The sequence below is a fragment of the Ensifer sp. Root423 genome (assembly GCF_001426275.1).
GTDB lineage: Bacteria > Pseudomonadota > Alphaproteobacteria > Rhizobiales > Rhizobiaceae > Ensifer > Ensifer adhaerens.
In genome coordinates this window covers 69,729-88,676 of sequence record NZ_LMEG01000011.1, presented here as the reverse complement: position 1 = coordinate 88,676, position 18,948 = coordinate 69,729, and the positions used below count along the sequence as shown (strand labels likewise).

General features: G+C 60.1%; 12 protein-coding genes and 2 pseudogenes. 6 read left to right on the top strand and 8 right to left on the bottom strand.

What is annotated here, in order from left to right; genetic code table 11:
* The first annotated feature begins 224 nt into the window (after positions 1-224).
* From ASD01_RS12495 to ASD01_RS12475, 5 genes are all read left to right on the top strand, one after another.
* Positions 225-1,076, top strand: a complete 852-nt coding sequence (locus tag ASD01_RS12495) for an alpha/beta fold hydrolase (protein WP_060644085.1) — start codon at positions 225-227, stop codon at positions 1,074-1,076.
* A 274-nt stretch (positions 1,077-1,350) separates the two neighbouring features.
* Positions 1,351-1,824 (top strand): RidA family protein, encoded by a 474-nt coding sequence (locus ASD01_RS12490; protein ID WP_060644069.1) that lies wholly within the window; start codon positions 1,351-1,353, stop codon positions 1,822-1,824.
* 140 nt (positions 1,825-1,964) lie between these two features.
* Positions 1,965-2,600 (top strand): response regulator transcription factor, encoded by a 636-nt coding sequence (locus tag ASD01_RS12485; RefSeq protein WP_060644068.1) that lies wholly within the window; start codon positions 1,965-1,967, stop codon positions 2,598-2,600.
* A 450-nt stretch (positions 2,601-3,050) separates the two neighbouring features.
* Positions 3,051-3,632 (top strand): TetR/AcrR family transcriptional regulator, encoded by a 582-nt coding sequence (locus ASD01_RS12480; protein WP_060644067.1) that lies wholly within the window; start codon positions 3,051-3,053, stop codon positions 3,630-3,632.
* Between the two features lie 71 nt (positions 3,633-3,703).
* The gene (locus ASD01_RS12475; RefSeq protein ID WP_060521221.1) at positions 3,704-4,435 is read left to right on the top strand and encodes an SDR family NAD(P)-dependent oxidoreductase; all 732 of its coding nucleotides are present in this window, start codon (positions 3,704-3,706) and stop codon (positions 4,433-4,435) included.
* A gap of 190 nt (positions 4,436-4,625) precedes the next feature.
* Here the strand turns inward: ASD01_RS12475 and ASD01_RS12470 are convergent, their stop codons facing one another.
* The 4 genes and pseudogenes from ASD01_RS12470 to ASD01_RS12460 form a co-directional block, all read right to left on the bottom strand.
* Positions 4,626-5,264 carry a response regulator transcription factor gene (locus ASD01_RS12470; RefSeq protein ID WP_060521331.1) on the bottom strand — a complete coding sequence of 213 codons (639 nt, stop codon included), beginning with the start codon at positions 5,262-5,264 and terminating at the stop codon, positions 4,626-4,628.
* Positions 5,265-5,369: 105 nt separating this feature from the next.
* Positions 5,370-5,726 (bottom strand): annotated as a pseudogene (locus tag ASD01_RS36710) (response regulator); the annotation flags it as partial.
* Positions 5,727-5,771: 45 nt separating this feature from the next.
* Positions 5,772-6,404, bottom strand: a pseudogene (locus ASD01_RS36705) (response regulator transcription factor); the annotation flags it as partial.
* Entirely contained in the window at positions 6,401-9,406 is a 3,006-nt protein-coding gene (locus tag ASD01_RS12460; protein WP_060644066.1) for a PAS domain-containing protein, read from the bottom strand. The gene ASD01_RS12460 and the pseudogene ASD01_RS36705, both read right to left, overlap by 4 nt.
* Before the next feature lie 354 nt (positions 9,407-9,760).
* Here ASD01_RS12460 and ASD01_RS12455 point away from each other — a divergent pair, with 354 nt between their 5' ends.
* Positions 9,761-13,912 carry a PAS domain-containing protein gene (locus ASD01_RS12455; protein WP_082584625.1) on the top strand — a complete coding sequence of 1,384 codons (4,152 nt, stop codon included), beginning with the start codon at positions 9,761-9,763 and terminating at the stop codon, positions 13,910-13,912.
* A gap of 255 nt (positions 13,913-14,167) precedes the next feature.
* Here the strand turns inward: ASD01_RS12455 and ASD01_RS12450 are convergent, their stop codons facing one another.
* The 4 genes from ASD01_RS12450 to ASD01_RS12435 form a co-directional block, all read right to left on the bottom strand.
* Positions 14,168-15,874, bottom strand: coding sequence for an adenylate/guanylate cyclase domain-containing protein (locus tag ASD01_RS12450; protein ID WP_060644084.1), 1,707 nt, complete (start codon positions 15,872-15,874; stop codon positions 14,168-14,170).
* A 147-nt stretch (positions 15,875-16,021) separates the two neighbouring features.
* Positions 16,022-16,960 (bottom strand): XdhC family protein, encoded by a 939-nt coding sequence (locus ASD01_RS12445; RefSeq protein WP_060644064.1) that lies wholly within the window; start codon positions 16,958-16,960, stop codon positions 16,022-16,024.
* A gap of 1 nt (position 16,961) precedes the next feature.
* Positions 16,962-17,543, bottom strand: a complete 582-nt coding sequence (locus ASD01_RS12440) for a UbiX family flavin prenyltransferase (protein ID WP_060644063.1) — start codon at positions 17,541-17,543, stop codon at positions 16,962-16,964.
* A 4-nt stretch (positions 17,544-17,547) separates the two neighbouring features.
* Positions 17,548-18,921, bottom strand: a complete 1,374-nt coding sequence (locus ASD01_RS12435) for a UbiD family decarboxylase (RefSeq protein ID WP_060644062.1) — start codon at positions 18,919-18,921, stop codon at positions 17,548-17,550.
* Positions 18,922-18,948: the final 27 nt, after the last annotated feature.

The following is an 18,948-nucleotide window of genomic DNA, read 5'->3' as shown; positions in this document are numbered from 1 at the left end:
GAATGGTCGCCGAAACCAAGGTATACCTTTCCCGCCATGCGCCAGCTGCTAGCGTCTTCACGTCGCATGCCGGCCGTTACTCCCGGAGAAACAGGGTCCCGCAGGGCGTCGAAACGGTCCTCCGTTAACGACGGCGCCCACCGCAGGACCGCGCTTCGAGAGCTGAGGATCGCGGCCCGAAACCACCATTTGATGCGGCACGACCAGCACAGAAAGGAATGGCCATGACAGCCGAACAACCCGGTCACGGATACGTAACGACAGAAGACTCGACCAGGATTTTTTACAAGGATTGGGGTCCGCGCTACGCGCAGCCGATCGTGTTTCATCACGGCTGGCCATTGAGCGGAGATGACTGGGATAACCAGATGCTCTTCTTCCTCGCAAAAGGCTATCGCGTCATTGCCCATGACCGTCGTGGCCACGGGCGATCGGAGCAGGTGAGCGGTGGCCATGACATGGATCACTACGCCTCCGACGTGGCCTCTCTCGTGCGGCAATTGGATCTGCGCAACGCGATCCATATCGGGCATTCGACGGGCGGAGGCGAAGCGACCCGGTACGTCGCCCGTCACGGCAAGGGGCGTGTGGCCAAGCTCGTCCTGATCGGCGCCGTGCCACCGCTTATGCTGAAGACGCCGAACAATCCCGAGGGGCTTCCGATCGAGGCGCTCGACGGCTATCGCGAGGCCCTTGCGGCCAACAGGGCGCAGCTCTATCACGACATCGCAAACGGCCCTTTTTACGGCTTCAACCGGCCAGGCGCCACGCCGTCCGCAGCGGTCAGCCACAATTGGTGGCGACAGGGGATGATGGGAGCCGCCAACGCCCATTACCTTGGCGTCAAGGCCTTCTCGGAGACCGACTTTACCGAAGACCTGAAGATGATCGATGTGCCGGCGCTGGTGCTGCATGGCGATGACGACCAGGTTGTTCCGCTCGCGATTTCCGCCCCCCGTTCAGCTCAGCTCCTGAAGAACTCCACCCTCAAGATTTACAAGGGCTTCCCTCACGGCATGGCGACCACACACGCGGACGTCATCAACCAGGACATCCTCAGCTTCATCACCAAGTAGCGTGTCAAAGGGCGCCTCAGGCGCCCTTTTTCCACTAGACGGTGGGGGTTCGTCACACTCAGAAGTGCCCGCAAATCCGCCGCCGGCCGCCGGGAGCATTTTTCCGGCGAACTGCTCCTCGATGCCAAGTGCATTTGGATAGCCAAACTTCAGTTACTTTCGGCAAGGCCGGCCCGGCCGTATGGGTAGAGCGACGTCATGAGAGGTCTAACCGACCGGACTTTGAAACGGAAATGAGCTTCGAGCGGTTGAGGCCACCGCCCGCCCGGAAGGAATGGAGGATTTCATGTGTTCCCCGATCAAACGGACCGCAAACTTCGGTGTGCCATGGGAAAAAGCCTACGGCTATTCCCAGGCCGTGCAGGTTAAAGACATCATCTATGTCTCCGGACAGCTAAGCCACGACAGGGCCGGCAACCTCGTGGCCCCGGCAAAGCTGGACCCAGCCGGAAGACCAGTCGATTTTTCGAGCATGGAAGAGCAGATGCGGCAGACCTACGCCAATGCCGTCACTGTCCTTGCCGAATTCGGCGCTTCACTCGACGACGTGGTCGAAGAGACACTCTACGTACTCGATGTGGACGCCGCGTTTGCGGCCGCTGGCAGGGTCCGCAAGGAAATGTATGGAGCGGAGATTCCGGAGTGTGCGAGCAACCTGATTGGTGTTTCCCGCCTGGCATTTCCCGAACAGCTGATCGAGGTCACCTTTCGGGCGATCGCACCGTGTGTTTCGCTTTGTAGCGTCTGACTGCAAACCATCGAGTGCTGACGGAACATACGGAACGGTCTTCGAACCCGCGGGAGGGCAAACCTTCGTTTTATAGCCAGCAAAACCACGGCGGATAAAATGGGCGGATGTTGGTTCTTGACGATCAAGGGAGCTAAGCGATGCCCGAACGTTCAAACCCCATCGAAACCGCCACCGACGTCAACGTGGTCCACATCATCGACGACGATGAGAGAATTCGCTCGGCGCTGCTTGAACTCTTTGGTTCTTCCGGAATACCGGCCGAAGCGTTCGTCGACACTGCGGATTTCGACGAAAGGGGCGATCCAGAGGCCGTAGGATGCCTGTTGCTCGATGTGAAACTGCCAGGCATGAGCGGTATCGAGTATCAAAGGAAACTGTCGGATGCGGGCTTCGACCTTCCGATCGTTTTCATGACCGGCGATGGAGACGTCCCGACGAGCGTCACCGCCATGAAGGCGGGAGCCGTCGATTTCCTGTTGAAACCCTTCGAGGTGGATGATCTGCTTTCTGCAGTGGCCGCGGCTATCGAGGAAGGGAGAAAACAACGCGAAGTGGCTGCAAGGAGAAAACATGCTCGCCAGTGTGCGGACAGCCTCACCCCCCGTGAAAGACAGGTCATGAAGCTCGTCACGGAAGGTCTCATGAACAAGCAGGCGGCATACGAACTGGGAATCAGCGAAATCATGGTCAAGCTTCATCGCGCAAGCGCTATGAAGAAGATGCAGGCCCGGACCTTCAGCGACCTCGTAAGGAAATCGGAACTGCTGCAGTGAGGTCTCGGCGGGGGAGCTAAAAGACGGAAATGATCGACCACGCCTCTTTTCCGGCCGCCCTGGTTAGGATGCATGCATCGCCTGTCCTGAACGACAACCGGCTCCGCGCCGCGAACGGCCCGCTAAACGAATGTATAGTGATGCGGATGTGTGAAAGACCGTAAGCTTTCATCATCATCCTTCGCCGGCACCTTCTTTAGGAGGTGATGATCTAAGTGTCGCAGCCCCCTCCCCGCGGCACGACTGCCAAAGGCCGGCACACCTAGGGGCCGTTTGCCCATGGGCAGGCGGCCTCCCTTTCCCTGGCAAGGGTCGTCACCTGCGGAATTATGTAGAAAATACCACCAACCGAAAACGATGAGGCGTTGTCAGCTTTGCGCCAGGAGCGGTCATCCGGCTTTTAGACAAGGTTATTGACAGATCAGTCAATAACAGCTACTACCCTTTCCCATGGCAAGACCAAGAGAGTTTGACCGCGACACGGCTTTAGACAAGGCCTTACGGCTGTTCTGGGCGAAGGGATTTGCAGCGACGTCAACCGACGATTTGCGCGAGGCGATGGGCATCGGCAGGCAAAGTCTATACGGCGCATTCGGCGACAAGCGTACCCTATATATCGAGGCACTCGACACATATCAGCGGCGAACCAACTCGGGCCACCTCGAGAGGCTCGGCGAGCCGACCTCGCCACTGAAAGGCATCGAGGACCTGCTCACTGGCCTGGTGTCTGATGACGATTGCGAGCGCGCCCTTGGTTGTATGGGCGTCGGTTCCGTTGGCGAGTTCGGCATTACGGATGAAGAACTGAATTTGCGCCGAGAGAAGGCGAGCGCCCTGCTTGGTCGACGTATCGTCGAACGGATCGAGGAAGGCCAACGGTTGGGAGAGGTCGATCCCGGGCTTGACCCGGTAGAGGCGTCGGCATTCGTTCAGATGGTGATGGCGGGACTTCAAGTGGCAGCACGCAGCGGTGCTGCGGCTTCAGACCTCAAGTCGATGGGGCGCTTCGCGATCCACAGACTGAAACCGTGAGTTTGCCTCTTCAAACGAAGAGGCTTTCTTTTGCCCAATAATGGACTAATCAGTCAATAAAGGAGAATGGCATGACGATCAATCAGCGTAAAACCGCACTCGTCTTCGGTGGTTCACGTGGTATCGGCGGGGCAGCCGTCGAACAACTGGTGAAGGACGGCTTCGACACGGCCTTCACCTACGTGTCGCGTCCGGACAGTGCCAATGCACTGGTCGCGAACATTGGGTCCATCGGCGGCCGAGCTATCGCCATCCAAGCCGACAGCGGTGACCCCGAGGCTATTCGCGCGGCCGTGGCAAAGACTGTGGACCTCCTTGGACCAATTGATGCTGTGGTGGTCAATGCAGGCATATTGCGTATCAACACCGTTGATTCTGTAAGCCTGGAAGAACTAGACATGATGCTCAACATCAACGTTCGGGGTGTCTATCTGTCGATACAGGCCGCCGTGCCGTATCTTAAGGATGGCGGCCGCGTCATCACGATTGGCTCCAATGTGGCCATCAGCACTGGCTCGCCCGGAGCGAGTGTCTACCAGCTCACCAAGGCCGCCGTCGCGGCCATGGTCAAAGGCCTTGCGCTCGATCTTGCGCCTCGGCGAATCACGGTTAACAACATCCAGCCAGGCCCAACAGAAACCGACATGAATGCCGGCGCTATCGAAATGCTGTCGGCCCGGAGCCCGTTGAAGCGCGTCGCCGCTCCAGAAGAGATAGCAGGCGTGGTGTCATATCTCGCCAGCCCAGCTTCATCCTACATGACTGGATCAAGCCTGACGATCGACGGTGGAATGACGCTCTAGGTCGGCGCGAACGCATCCATGTGCGGGACCCCGACACTGTTGGCCGCGGTTCCGCACGTTGAACTCCTGTGTTCGTGGAATGCAAGCTCCAGTCTCGAGCGATTGTCGCCGGATGTCCGCTTCGGGCCTAAAAGCGGCCATTGGTGACAGTTGCTACATAACTCCGGATTCCTGCAGGCCTGTGAGTTGCTCAATTCCGTCGTAGCTGTTCAGTCTTTCGCACGAGATCTGCCAGCGAACGGCTCTGCATCTTGCGCATGAGGCTCATTCGATGGAGCTTCACGGTCATTTCGCTGATGCCGAGCTGGTAGGCGACCTGCTTGTTCATCAGGCCACTCACGACTGCAAACATCACTTCCTGCTCGCGAGGAGAAAGAGTATCTGCCAGCGCCCGGATCCGGTCGCGTTCCGCCTCGACCTTGCGGCGCTCGGCGTCGAGCTTAATGGCACGATCCACCGCCTCGAGCAGATCGTGATCGGCGAACGGCTTGGTGATGAAGTCCATGGCGCCAGCCTTCATCGCCTTTACGCTGGTCGGGACATCTGCATGCCCCGTCAGAAAGATCACCGGCAGGCGACTACCAGCAAGAGAAAGATGCTCCTGAAGGTCCAGACCCGTGCCCCCTGGCATGTTGAAATCAAGAACAAGGCAACCGGGCGCCCGGATGTCTGCCGTCTCCAAAAACTCAGGCCCGTTCGAGAACGCAGTCACCCGCTTTTGGGTCACCATGAACAAATCGAGCAGCGCTTCCCTCATGGCCTCGTCGTCGTCGACGACGTAGACGATCGGTTCCGCAGGCTCTTCCGTCTTGGTTTGAGCGTGTTGCATCAGATTGGCCTCTGTTTCGTCCCGCATGCATCGTCGACGATCACGACGGGCGGGCGTTCGCTTTGACAATGTGCCTGCGAAACGACCGTCGGCTCTAGCGGCATCTCAAGTTTCATCGTTTCCCTCCATGTGCCGGTCACCCAATGCGGCGGCCAGCGTCGCTAGCAGAACCTGCGCGTCGAAGGGTTTTCTGAAGCAGCTCGTCCGGTCGCGCGCACTCAACTGATCGGCGATCTCGTGCCGGCCAGTCATCAGGAAAACAGGAAGGCCCGGCTCTTTCGTCTTGACCAGGTCCCTCAGTTCGAACCCGTCCATTCCCGGCATCCCTATATCCGTAATGAGCGCATCCAGACCCGGGAGCCCAGCGGAAAGCAGCGATCGGCCAGACGAGAAGCTGCGAGCCGAGTAACCGGCCGACTCCAACAGATCCTCCAGGGACTCCAGCAATCTCGGATCGTCGTCAACGATCGCGACGACCTGCCGATGCGGCAAAGCCATCGATTTCACGCCTGTCTTGCGGGCATGGGTAACGGGTATCTTCAAACGTTCGGCGATGCGCACGAGGTCGGCAAAGGAGTCTGCCTTCATCTTCTGCATCACATTTCGCCGGTGGATCTGCAGGGTCACCTCGCTGATGCCAAGTTCTGCGGCCGCCTGCTTGTTGAGCAGCCCGCTTATGACCAGCGGCAGCACCTCCCGCTCGCGCGGTGTCAGGTCAAGGTAGCGTCGCCTCAGCTTTCCGAACTCTGCGCGCTCGGCCCGTCTTTTCTCATCCTCGGCTATGGCCGCATGAATGGCGGCCATCAAATCCGCGTCGGTAAACGGTTTGGTCAAGAAATCGACCGCGCCATCCTTTATGGCCCGCACCGACGAACGGATGTCTCCGTGACCGGTTATGAATACGATCGGCGGATGCTCCCCTTTGGCTATTTCGCTTTGAAGGTCGAGACCGTTGATGTCCGGCAATTCGATATCCAGAAGCAGGCAGGCAGGCGCATCCGGTTTTTCCGAATTGACATAGTCTCCGGCCGAACCGAAGGCGATCGCCTGGATACCGTGTGAGGCCAAGAGCTCGCACAGGGCCTCGCGGATCCGATTGTCGTCATCGACGATGAAAACTGTGTATTCCTCGTTCGTCATGCCGCTGCTTCCACTTCGATCGGCAAGGTAAACGTGAAGGTTGCGCCATTTGTTTCATTGTTTTGCACCCACAGCCGCCCCCCGTGCGACTCGATGATCGAACGACAAATTGCCAGGCCCATCCCCATTCCGTTCACTTTCGTCGTAAAGAAGGATTCGAATATTCGTTCCGGAAACTCGACCCCCGTGCCAATGTCGCTGACCTCCGTCGCGACGAAATCCCCCACGCGACGGACCTGGACACGAACGACGCGGTCGCGGGCCACAGCGTCCATCGCATCCATGCCGTTGCGAATGAGGTTCACCAGAACCTGTTGAATATGCACCTGATCCACCGCAACATAGGGAAGGGTTTTCTCGATATCGACGTCGACCCGAACGCGACGGCGCATGGCCTCCTCCGCGATGAGATGAACGGCTTCGGCGATTGCGCTCACGAGATCGCTATCGCTCTGAGGCTCGACACGCTGCTTGAACAGGGCGCGGATGCGGCTGACGACTTCCGCGGCGGAGTTGGCATCACGGATAATGCGTTCGGCAGTTATCTTTGCCCGCTCGAGATTGGGTGGTTCAGCCAGCAACCAACGGTGACAGGCATTGGAATTGGCCACGATCGCTGCCAATGGTTGGTTCACCTCGTGGGCGATTGACGCCGAAAGCTCGGCCAGGCTCGCCGATTGACTGGCTCTGGAAAGTCTCTCTTGCGCAAGTCGCAATTCGTCCTCAGCCTGAACCTCGCCATCAATATCAAGGCAAATTACGTTCCATTGGACGATCGCACCCTCCAGATTGCGCATGGCAGCCGCTCTGGTCTCGACCCACCGATAAACGCCGTCAAACCTCCGTAGGCGATGCTTGCGCGCATAGGGTTCGCCCGTGGCCAAGGAATGCGCATACCTCTCCTTGACGCCTGCGACATCGTCGGGATGCACCCCGGCATCTAGCGTTGCGTCCAGCCGGGACTTCGCCGTTCCGTCCAGGTCCTCAAGATTATACCCGAGAAACTCCCGCAACTGTTGGCTGCGATAGACCGGCTCGCCGTTTGGTGCGGCGCAGTCGATCATCGCCGGCAACGTCTCAACCAGTTGCCACAGTGACCGCTCCCGTTCACGCAGCGCATCTTCGACGCGCAATTGGTCGTGGATATCATGTGACAGCCCGTACCATTGCACGATCTGCCCGCTATCGTCGCGCAAGGGTTCTGCATTGCTTTCAACCCAGCGATAGACGCCATCCGACCGGCGCAGGCGAAACCGTTTTGAGAAGTTCTCGCCGGTCGCGACAGACCGGCCCAGTGCCTCCTCGAGGCCTGAAGCATCGTCCGGGTGCACGGACGCTCTGAAGGCGGACGCCAGACGGCCCGGGTCTGGCTGTTCGGAATTGGCAGCGTCGAGACCGAGAAAGCACATCAGCCGCTTGTTGAAAAACGTTGGCTCGCCCTGACGGTTCAGGCGCCAAAGCAGGCTGGGAACGATGTCGACGAGCTGTAAGAGTTCCCTTTCTCGGTCGCGCAACGCGTTCTGCGCACGCATCTCGTCATCGATGTCGATCGAGATCGCATACCAGTTTACGATCGCCCCTTCCTGGTTGATCAGCGGCACCGCGCGTCCTTCGACCCAACGATAGACGCCGTCCGAGCGGCGCAAACGATACTTCATTCCGTAGGATTCGCCTGTCGCCACGGAATGGCGGACCGCTTCCAGGAGACGCGCGGAGTCGTCCGGATGCACGAGCATTTCCATCGCCGTCGCCAGCCGGCTGCCAGCCGCTGTTTCCAACTGTGCAAGATCTTTCCACCCATAAAAATCAAGCAGGCGCTTGTTGAAAAAGGTCGGTTCGCCGTTGGGCCCCAGTCGGCGGATGTGAACTGGGACCATGTCAACAAGTTGCGAGAGTTCAAGCTCTCGGCCACGCAAAGCTTCAACGGTCTTCTTGTAAACATCGATGTCGAGCGCGATGCCGAACCAACCCAGGATGCGGCCTCGGGCGTCGCGGGCGGCCCGGGCGGCAGTTCTGGCCCAGACATAACTTCCCGATACGCGGCGGAAGCGAAACTCGACATTGAAGTCATCCCCCGTTTCGAGGCAACGGTTCCATACCGCTGCGGTCCGCTCATAGTCGTCCGGATGCAGCAATTGCTTCCAGGCCGTGTGACCTTCGTCAACGGAAATGTTCAGTTGCTCAGGCGTGACGCCGAGCGAGTTCTGCGCAAATGGATGCAGGTAAATCCATCGTCCGCGCGCATCGAAGGCCCAGCCGTTGCCGAATATGCTCTCGACAGCTCTCGCAGACCGCAGTGGTTCTGGTTCGCCAGCGCTATCGGATGCCGCAACCATGCGAGGCTCGCGATCCGTCACCAACTCATCGATATCGACGCTGACGCTGTATCCGGGCTCGGCGCGTGTTTCCGTCCACCGATACTTGCCGTCGGGCTGGCGCTTCCTGTGCCTCGTCACCTGCGGAACGCCCGTCCAGAATGCACGCGCGGCTGCATGCGCCGCTGCGGTTCGGTCGTCGGGGTGAATTGCGCTCAATGAGCTTGGCAATTCCTGTACGGCCGCCTCCGCGGTATCGACAAAACGAGCGGCGGCGGCAGACGTTTCGATGTCGATGATCGCGCCGTACCAGCCAAGGATATCATCCTCACCATCACGCAAGGGCTGAGCAGACGTTCGACTCCAACCGTAAGCGCCGCTTGCGCGCAGAGTTCGGTGTTCGATGTTGAAGTGCTGGCCAGTTTCAAGGCACCAGCGCCAGAGCGCCATAGACCGCTCGTAATCATCCGGATGGATCATTCGCCTCCAGCCCAGCGGACCACCATCCGACTGGTAGCCGAACTCCTCAAGCGTCAAGTCCAGCCGCGACAGTACCGCAGGGCTGACGCAAACGATCTCGCCGGCCGAATTCGCCGCCCAGGCGTTGCCGACCACGCTTTCGATGATCCGCACCGCCTGCATTGCTTTCAGCCCGATTTCGTCAGGTGAATCGAACGCCTTCGTCATTGCCTTCTCCTGCAGGACGAGGAAAGCCACTATCAGCGCTCTGCATAGCAGTTGTTCTCGAGAGTCGGACTGCGCAAACTATCCGCCATCCTATTCTCGCCGCGTCTCGCCTGCATCCTATGGAAATCTATGACAACTGAGCGGTCTATTCTAAGCTGTACTTGAGCATAGGCGAAGAGTAGCATCCGGACTCGCCTGGCAGCACGCCTTCTCATAGACTTCCATAGGCTGCGGTATGGCCGTGATTGCGATAGGGTTAGAGGAATGGTTGGTTCGCCCCGCCAGACTTCGTTTACAGCGCCTTGGTAGACCCCCCACGGTGCCCAGGCTTTCTCTGTCCGATCGGAGCAGCCGATGGAATCAGCTTCTAGAGCAATTAGCGACAGCCATTCAGAAACAGTCGATCATCCGGTGCAAGGGCTCGAGCGAACGTCGCCAGGGCCGGCGGGGAGCGCGTTGCCGTGGGCGCCGACCGAACGACCATCCGTCGAGCGAGCTTCCCACTGGCGGCGGTTCCGATCAAGCCGACCGCAGGTTTTGCATCTCGTTGCGTTTTTCGCCGCCTACGTGCTGGGCTGCGGATTTGCGAATGTCCTTGCTATCGTCCCGGGCATCACCGTCTCGATCTGGCCTCCCGGCGGCGTGTTCATGGCGACACTCATCCTCACGTCTCCTCACAGCTGGCCCTGGTGGATCATCAGCGGCTGCTTTGCCGAGATGTTTGCCCAGCTCGTGTGGTTTCACAGCCCGCTTCCTGCAGGTTTCTTGATCTTCGTCGGCAACGCGCTCTGTGCCTCCGCCGGAGCGATGCTGCTCAGCAGCGCCATTGGCCGTCCCGTGCGGCTGGAAACCCTTCAACAGGTCCTCGCTTTCGTCGTTTTGGGTGCGGGAGTAGCGCCCCTCGCAAGCGCGACCGTCGGGAGTGCAACCCTTGCCTGGTTCGGCGTGAAGTCCCAGACATTCGCATCGGTGTGGCCACTATTCTGGATCGGAGATGCAACGGGCATCCTGCTGGTTGCGCCACTGGTGCTGGTCCTCGTCCGCTCCTGGCGGGGTGAAACCGGCCTGTCCGTGGCACACTGGACGGAGGCCGCCGTTCTCTGTTTCATCTTCCTCGGCGTTGCTGTGCTTTCCTTGAGCGCTCACTTCTTCCCCTCGCCCTACATCATTTTGCCGCTTCTGCTTTGGGCCGCCGCACGTTTCGAATTTCGAGGCGCTGCTGTCGCCTTGACGCTCCTGACACTGATTACCATGGCGCTCACGATATCCGGAGACAGCCAGTTTATCGGTGACGCCGCATCGCAAAGGCAGCAGCAGGTCATGCTGCAGCTCTTCCTCGTGATTTCCGCATTCTCGGCGCTTGTCGTCGCAGCCATTTCCAGGCAACACCAGCTGGCGCTGCTCACCGCCCGGCAAAGTGAACTGCGGCTGCAACGCTTGGCCGACGCCGTTCCGGCTCTCATCTGGAGCGCCACGCCTGACGGAACGCCGAGCTACCTCAACAAGTGGGCCACCGACACGACCGGGTTGGCGTTGACGGATCTGATTGCGGCCAATGGCAAGCGATCCCTGACGGACATTCACCCGGATGACCGCATTGCCACCGACGAAGCGCTGAAACGCGCGTTCGAAGCGGGTACGACCTTTGCAGGAAGGTACCGTCAGCGGCGGGCAAACGGTCCCCATCGATGGGTCGAGAGCCGGGCAACCCCTTTACGTGACGAAGCCGGAACGATTCTGCAGTGGTACGGCGTTTCCGTCGACATCGAAGACGCAGTGAGCGCTCAGGCTGCACTGCGCGAACGGGAGCAGGAGCTGCTGCAGCTTGTCAACATGGTGCCAAGCCACGTCTGGCGCTTGACGCCGGATGGCGAGCCCACCTTCTTCAACAAGCGCATGGTCGACTTTCTCGGCCTGGACATCTGTGACACGGACAAGCCGGGAAAAACCCGGCTGGCAGCCATGGTCGAAGCCTCCGTGCATCCCGCCGAGGCAGGCGCGTTCGTCGATCTGCTTCGCAATTGCCTCGAAACCGGTGAGGCCTTTGCCATGCGATATCGCCTGCGCCGGGCCGACGGCGTCTTTCGCTGGATGTCGAGCCGGGCAGAGCCAATGCGGGATCACTCCGGGAAAATCGTCCAATGGTACGGCATGTGCCATGACATCGATGATCTGACGCACGCCGAGGACGCATTGCGCCGCAGTCAGAGGCAGCTACAACGGATGATCGACGCAGTGCCGGTCCGCATTTGGAGCGCGACGCCATCGACCGGCTCGGTATACTTCAACAAACAGTTCAGGGACCGCTTCCGCTCGGTTGTCGCAAGCTTCGAAGCGCACGGAGAGCAGAGTATCGAAACTCTGCTTCAGAAGCTGATCCATCCCGACGACGCCGCAGCCGTCGGAGACACACTGCAAAGATGTTTCAAGACCGGTAGCAGCGCAACGTTGCGCTTTCGTTGGCTTGAAATTGAAAGCGGATATCGCTGGGTGGAATGCCGAGTCGAACCTCGCCTCAATCAGGAAGGAGAGATCGAGGAGTGGTATGGCGTTTCGCTCGATATCGACGATCAGATGCGCGCTCAAAACGCATTGCACGATCGCGAGCGCGAGTTGTCCCTGCTCGTCGATATGGTACCGGCCTTCATAGCCCGGCAGACCTCCGGCGGTGAACTCAGCTTTCTGAACAAACGGTTGATAGACTTCCTCGGATTCGATGCCATCGACGTGGACAAGCCGGGCATGACCCGCGCGGGCGCGATGATGCGTTCTGTCGTCCATCCGGACGATATCGCATCCGTACGGGAGAACGCCACGCACGGCTTCGCCGCCGGTGAACCCTTCTCCAACAGATATCGCATGCTGCGCGCTGATGGGGCGTACCGCTGGGTCGACGGGCGCTGCGAGCCATTGCGCGATCAAAACGGGACGATCGTGCAGTGGTATGCCGTTGCCATTGATGTCGACGATGAAGTGCGTGTCCAACAACAGCTCTTCGATCGGGAGCGCGAACTCTCGCAACTGGTCGACATGGTACCCAGCCCACTCTGGCGCTTAAACACGGACGGGGAACCGGTCTTCTTCAGCAAGAGCCTGATCGAGTTCCTCGGACATGACGTGAAGGACTATCAGGAATCGGTCAGCGTTCGCGCCGCTGCAATTACAGCCGCGCTTCACCCGGACGACGCAGCGAAGATGGATGCCACGCTGAGAGAGGCCTTCGCCACCGGCGAAAACTTCTCCTTGACCTACCGGCTGCGCCGTTCCGACGGCGTCTATCGCTGGATGTCGGGCCGCGGCGCTCCCTTGCGGGACGCCAACGGTCAGATCCTGCAATGGTTCGGCATTTGTCACGACATCGACGATCAGCTCCGCGTCGAACAGGTCTTGCGCGAGCGTGAGCGTTCGCTTCAACAACTCATTGAAACCTTGCCTGCGATGGTCGAATGCACCGACCCGAACGGCGATCCTGTCTACCGCAGCGAACAGCTTCGCGAGTATCTGGGATACAAGTTGGAAGCGCCCGATGGGTGGGGAGAAGCACGACCGTCGGGCGCGCTTGGTGCTGCCGTCCATCCCGACGATATGCCTCAGGTCCATGAAAACTGCGCCCATGCCCTGGCCACCGGTACGCCCTATGCGCAGAAGCATCGGCTTCGCCGGTCGGACGGAGAGTATCGCTGGGTGGAGACCCGGGCAGCGCCCATGAGGGACGCCGATGGGCTGATCGTCCAGTGGAACGTCATTTGCATCGACATCGACAGCGAAGTTCGAGCCCAGGAGGATTTGCGGGCCGCGCGCGATGGTCTTGCGCGTGCGTCTCAGGCCGCCAGCCTCGCCGAGCTTTCCGCCTCGATCGCCCATGAGGTGAACCAGCCGTTGGCAGCGATCGTGACAAATTCGCATGCGTGTCAACGTTGGCTTTCTGTTGAGCCACCAAACCTTGCGCGAGCGCAAAGGACCGTGGAACGCATTACGCGCGATGCAAACGCCGCCGCAGACGTCGTGAGCCGCATCCGTGCGTTGTTCACGAGGTCGGTAGAACCTGGGATGAGCACAACGGTGGACAGCGTCGTTGCCGAAGTGCGCAGCCTTATGGCCGAAGAGGCTATGCGGCGCCGCGTTCGCATCCAGCTTGACCTCGAAAGCGACCTTCCTCCGGTCGCTATGGATCGCGTGCAACTTCAGCAGATTCTGGTCAACCTGATCCGAAACGGCATAGAAGCGATGACATCCACGGCAGATCGGCGCATCGTCAGCCTGCATGCGACGCGTATCGAAGACGCAATCCGCATCGCCGTGAGCGATTGCGGCACGGGGGTCAAAAACCCCGACAGGATATTCGAACCTTTCTTCACTACGAAAAACGACGGCATGGGCATGGGATTGGCGATCTGCCGTTCGATCGTCGAGTCCCACGGCGGACGCCTGTGGGCACAAAAGAACGAGCTCCAAGGATCGACGTTTGTTTTTACACTGCCGATTGAAGCCAATCTAACGGCGTGACGATTGCCGCATAGGACCACCTGCAAAACGATCTCGGTCGCGTATGGCGCTATGGGTCTTCACCGCCGCCAGCCGATAGCGTTCGCATGCAATTCCGGTAGCGGTAAGGAGTCCGCTGTCCGCACAAGGCCAATAGCTGCCAAGGCGACCGTCGTGTCCTGGTCGACACGCCGCCGTGCGCGATGGGCGCATCAATAACGTCGCTAGTCAAAAAGATGAGGTTGCCCGCAGGCCGATTGCCCATACTCCCCGCTGTCACATCTCCGGTAGGCCAGCCTTTCGGAAGCCGTCTGCAAAGTGGTCCCGTACAGATGCATCGCGCAGCGGCTGGGAGTTGAGCCAATGGCCGATCGTAAAATGAGGGTGGGCGATCAGGAACAATTCTGCTTCTCGCCGCGCCTCCTCAAGGTGGCCCAATTGCGCAAGCGTAGCAGCCAGGAATTTGCGTGAGTTGGTACGATACGTGTCTTTCCTGCGCAGTGTAGCCGTTGCCGCCTCATAGTCACGCGCGGCGTATTGCGCCTGCCCAAGATGACAAAGATACCAGCAGGCTGGATAGGGATTGAGCCGCAGAGCTTTTTCAATCTGTGCCAGTCCGTCGGCAACCCTGCCGTCCAGCACGGACATGTCCGACATGGCGGCCCAGGTGTCGGCGTGGTTGGGGTCTAGATCCAGGGCCTTGGCGAAGGCGGCTTCTGATTCCTCCCATCGCCGTTCATAAGCCAAAATAGTCCCCAGAACGTAACGGCTGCCGGCATCGTTGGGGTCCAGGTCGACGGCCTTCTGCGCGAGCGTCACCGCCATCTGACGGTTAGGATCTTCGGGCTCGCCGAAGTGAGTCCAGGCCAGCCAACGATTATAGGCGAGCAGACCGAGCGCCTCGGCATATGATGGCTCAAGCTCAACCGCGCGCTGAAGCAACACATAAGCCTCACGCGCAGTTTGCGGCGACTCTTCCGTCAGCAGGCGGGCGCGCACACACAGATCGTACGCCTCAAAATTCTTCGGCCGATTGCGCTGCGTCGAGATGGTCAGTCGGCCGATGAGGGCTTCAACAATCTTGGCGTTAACTTCATCCTGTAATTCGAAAACGTCTTCCACCGTCCTGTCAAACCGGTCGGCCCACAAGTGCTGGCCGCCAAGCGCGTCGATCAATTGTGCATTGATGCGGACACGGCCCATTGCGCGTCTGGCGCTCCCCTCGAGGACGTAGCGCACGCCGAGATCCTGGGCGACGAGCCGTACGTCAACCGGCTTGCCCTTGTAGCCGTACACGGAATTGCGCGCGATGACGAACAGGCCAGCTGTACGGGAAAGGTCGGTGATCAGGTCTTCGGTCAAGCCGTCGACCAAAGGCGCGTCCGCTTCATCCTCACTCGTATTCGTGAACGGCAATACAGCGATCGAGGGACATTCGGGCAGCGGCAAAATGCTCTGCAGCGCATCCGGCCAATGCCACACGTGGACCGGGCGAGCCAGGTTCTTTAGGTAGCGTTCGCCTGCATCAAAGAAACGGTCGCCGATCTTGCCGACGATCTCGCCGTGAACTTTGGCTGAAATGCAGATACCTCCCGGTGCGGCCAGCGTCTCTAGGCGCGCCGCGACATTGACACCGTCGCCGAGAACGTCTGAACCGTCGTCTATGACATCTCCCAGATTGACCCCTACACGCAAAAGCAGGCGCCGGTCTCCGGCAGCTTCGACAGCAGTGGTGGCCCGTTGCATTTCCAACGCTGCTGCGACCGCGTCCACCGCGCTACCGAATTCGATTAAAAATCCGTCGCCCATGACCTTGAAGATGCGACCCGTGTAACGCATCACAGCCGGCTCGATAACGCCAGAACGGAGTTTCCTGAGGTCCGCCAGCGTTGCGACTTCATCAGCCTCCATCAGGCGTGAATATCCCACCACATCGGCAACGACGATGGCGGCAAGGCGACGCTGAAGAGATTGATCCGTCATGTTGAGGACAAGCCTAACGACCGAGCTCGCAAGGTATTGTTCAACCGCGAGTGAGTCAACAAGTCGCAAGAGGTAATGCCAGGCGACCTCCGCCTCCATCGAGGATTGAGCGACTTTATCGGCGCCCTTTGTCTTCGGATGGGAGACCTACATCCAGTCGAGCCGCAGGCGCGCGTGTGCGATATCGGCCACGACCGAGACTGCGAGTGAACGTGCATCCCTCGCCTTGTCGAAAAGGCCGATCGGCGCCTTGATGCGAGAAAGCAGACGCTCATCTCCCCCGCAATCACGCAGGAGCTGGCAGCGTTTCGCATGGGTCCGGCGGCTGCCAAGGGCGCCGATGTAGAACGCATTCGACGTCAGCGCCACATCGAGCAGCGGCAACTCGCGATCAACATCGTGGAAGAGGAGCGCGACGGCGGTGTCGCCGTCTAGTTCGTCAGGCGAAGGCACTTGCCCGCGCTCGAGCACAACTGTCTCGTAGCCGGCCGCAACAGCAACGCGGGCAACCGCATCGATCTCGAGCGGAGTGCCGGCGAGAATGATCCGCGGCCTCGGCCGGTAGGCGCGCACAAAACTCTCGCCGTACCAGCCGCTTGCCTCGCTGCCGTGCTGCAGCGAAAGGGCGCGCTTGCCAGGATGATAGCGTAGACCCACCGGCGAGCGACGTTGGAGGGTGGAAAGCGCCTGGCGCAAGACGGCCGCGTCGGCCAATACATGGATCGCAAGGGTAATGCCGCCGCCACAGGGCAGGACAATATCAAAAAACGGGGACCCTTCGCCAAGTCGAAGCGTGCGATCAAGGCCCTTTCCAAGAGCGGTGATGGTTTCGGCGGCCACGGCCGCTTCGGTGCAACCACCGGAGACGAAACCGCAATAGAGACCGTCACTGCGCACGACCATTTGCGCGCCGAGGGCGCGCGCAGCGCCGCCACGAATTTCGACGAGCGTGATGAGGGCCGTTGACTGCCCCTCTTCGAGCGATCGAGCGGCGAAAGACAGTACTTCGATTGCATCGTCCGACAGGAAGGCAGCGCGCGGTTCTGGCGAAAGCGTTTCCGGATCGGCGGCGATGCGGATCGTCATCTCACTCCACTCCCTGCGTTCCCCGCCAGCGGCGCACGATACCCGGATCGAGATCAAAGAGATCGAGCACGCGGCCGACGGTGTGGTCGACCATGTCTTCGATGCACTGAGGTTTCGCGTAAAAGGCTGGGACAGGCGGATAGATGATGCCGCCCATCTCGGTCACATGCGCCATGTTACGGATATGGCCGAGATGAAGCGGCGTTTCTCTGAGCATCAGGACGAGGCGACGACGTTCTTTCAGCACCACGTCGGCCGCACGGGAAATGAGGTTGTCCGTCGTGCCCGTGGCGATCTCGGCCAGCGTCTTGACCGAACAGGGGGCGACGATCATGCCGAGCGTCTTGTAGGAGCCAGAGGAACAGACGGCGCCGATATCCTTGTTGGAATGGGTGGTCGTCGCCAACGCTTCGAGGTCCTGTCTGGAAAACGTCGCCTCGGCCGCAAGCGTGATGCAGGCCGCACGCGATATGATCAGATGTGTCTCGATCTCGAGGTCACGCAGCAGTTCGAGGATGCGCTTGCCGTAGACCACGCCCGACGCGCCCGAAATGCCAACGATCATGCGTCTTGGATGCGTCATCGCCCTATCCCGCGCTTTTCAGGAGTGCTGCGGCGCGCGCGCAGGCCTCGTCGCTGATGCGGGCGCGCACGCCATGGAAATTCGGGCCGCGCGTCGCATCGAGCCCCATCCGCGAGGTCGTGCCGATGCCGCTGGCGGAGGGGTCGAGCGCATTGCCTGGCAGGCCTTCGATGATGACGACGTCCTTGTGCGGCTGGAAATGAGTGGCTAGCGCCCAGAGCACCTCACTGTCGCGGGTAATATCGACATCCGCGTCCACCACGACCACGGTTTTCAGGTACTGGTCCCAGCCGAGAAGTCCGAGCATGACCTGCCGCGCCTCCCCCTCACGCGTCTGGTTCATGGCGATGTAGGCGTGAAAATGCGTGCCCGACGAGGGGTAGTGTACCGCGGTGATCGAGGGAAAGCGCGCCTTCAGCTTCTCCACCACCTCGGCCTCGCGCGGCACGCGGCCGAGATTGAGGTGTTCGGCCGAATTGCCGCCGGCGACGCTGACGAGGATGGCATTGCGCCGGCGCATGACGGTTTCGACGGTGAAAAGGTTGTTGGTCGAGCGGTCGGAGGAATAGCCTGTGAACTCGCCGAACGGCCCCTCCTCCACATGCGCCTCGGGATCCAGCACGCCTTCGAGCACGATCTCGGCATGGGCGGGAACACGAATGCCGTACTTTGGCGTCCGCACCACCTGAAGCGGCTCGCCCATCAGGCCGCCGGCGACATCGCGTTCATCTTCACCGAAGGCAAGTCGGGCAGAGGCTGCGATCATGAAGAGCGGATGGCCGCCGATGACCATCGCGACCGGCATCGGCCTGCCCTTCTCCTTGGCCATGTTCATCAGCCGCCAGAGATGGCCACGCGAATGCAGCGAGGTGGCGAGCGAATTGTTCGAATGGATCATCGCGCGGTGGTAGCTGAGATTGCCGACGCCGGTTTCGGGATGCTCGCCGATGATGATGCCGCTGGTGATGTATTTCGCCCGGTCCGTGTCGAAGTGCTTGAGCATCGGCAACGCGTTGAGATCGACGGCATCACCCGAGACGATCTCCTCGGTGATCGGACCTTCCTTCAGGACTTCCGGCGTGAACGGCCGGTTGGCGCGCGCCTGGTAGGCCTCGTGCAACCTGTCGGCGGTCGAACCGAGCAGACGGGCGATACGATCGCGTGAGGCAAAGATGTTGCAGAGGACCTCGCTGCCGACGCCGCTGACATCCTTCAGGTGCAGCATGGGATGTCGCCCCCGCTCAGCCAGGTTCCAGATCAGCGCTGTCGCATCCTGATCGTCTAAGACCGGCTGGTCGATGGTGATGACATCTTCGGGGTGCTCCGCCCTGTAGTCGGCGAGGAAGCTGCGGACATCTTGCTTGTGGTACTGGGTCATATCTTAGCCTCGACGCGACTGGGGGGT

Coding starts and splice junctions, on each gene's coding strand:
- ASD01_RS12435 (WP_060644062.1), bottom strand. CDS start 18,921: ATGACCCAGTACCACAAGCAAGATGTCCGCAGCTTCCTCGCCGACTAC.
- ASD01_RS12450 (WP_060644084.1), bottom strand. CDS start 15,874: ATGACGGATCAATCTCTTCAGCGTCGCCTTGCCGCCATCGTCGTTGCC.
- ASD01_RS12495 (WP_060644085.1), top strand. CDS start 225: ATGACAGCCGAACAACCCGGTCACGGATACGTAACGACAGAAGACTCG.
- ASD01_RS12455 (WP_082584625.1), top strand. CDS start 9,761: ATGGAATCAGCTTCTAGAGCAATTAGCGACAGCCATTCAGAAACAGTC.
- ASD01_RS12490 (WP_060644069.1), top strand. CDS start 1,351: ATGGAGGATTTCATGTGTTCCCCGATCAAACGGACCGCAAACTTCGGT.
- ASD01_RS12470 (WP_060521331.1), bottom strand. CDS start 5,264: ATGCAACACGCTCAAACCAAGACGGAAGAGCCTGCGGAACCGATCGTC.
- ASD01_RS12460 (WP_060644066.1), bottom strand. CDS start 9,406: ATGACGAAGGCGTTCGATTCACCTGACGAAATCGGGCTGAAAGCAATG.
- ASD01_RS12475 (WP_060521221.1), top strand. CDS start 3,704: ATGACGATCAATCAGCGTAAAACCGCACTCGTCTTCGGTGGTTCACGT.
- ASD01_RS12485 (WP_060644068.1), top strand. CDS start 1,965: ATGCCCGAACGTTCAAACCCCATCGAAACCGCCACCGACGTCAACGTG.
- ASD01_RS12440 (WP_060644063.1), bottom strand. CDS start 17,543: ATGACGCATCCAAGACGCATGATCGTTGGCATTTCGGGCGCGTCGGGC.
- ASD01_RS12480 (WP_060644067.1), top strand. CDS start 3,051: ATGGCAAGACCAAGAGAGTTTGACCGCGACACGGCTTTAGACAAGGCC.
- ASD01_RS12445 (WP_060644064.1), bottom strand. CDS start 16,960: ATGACGATCCGCATCGCCGCCGATCCGGAAACGCTTTCGCCAGAACCG.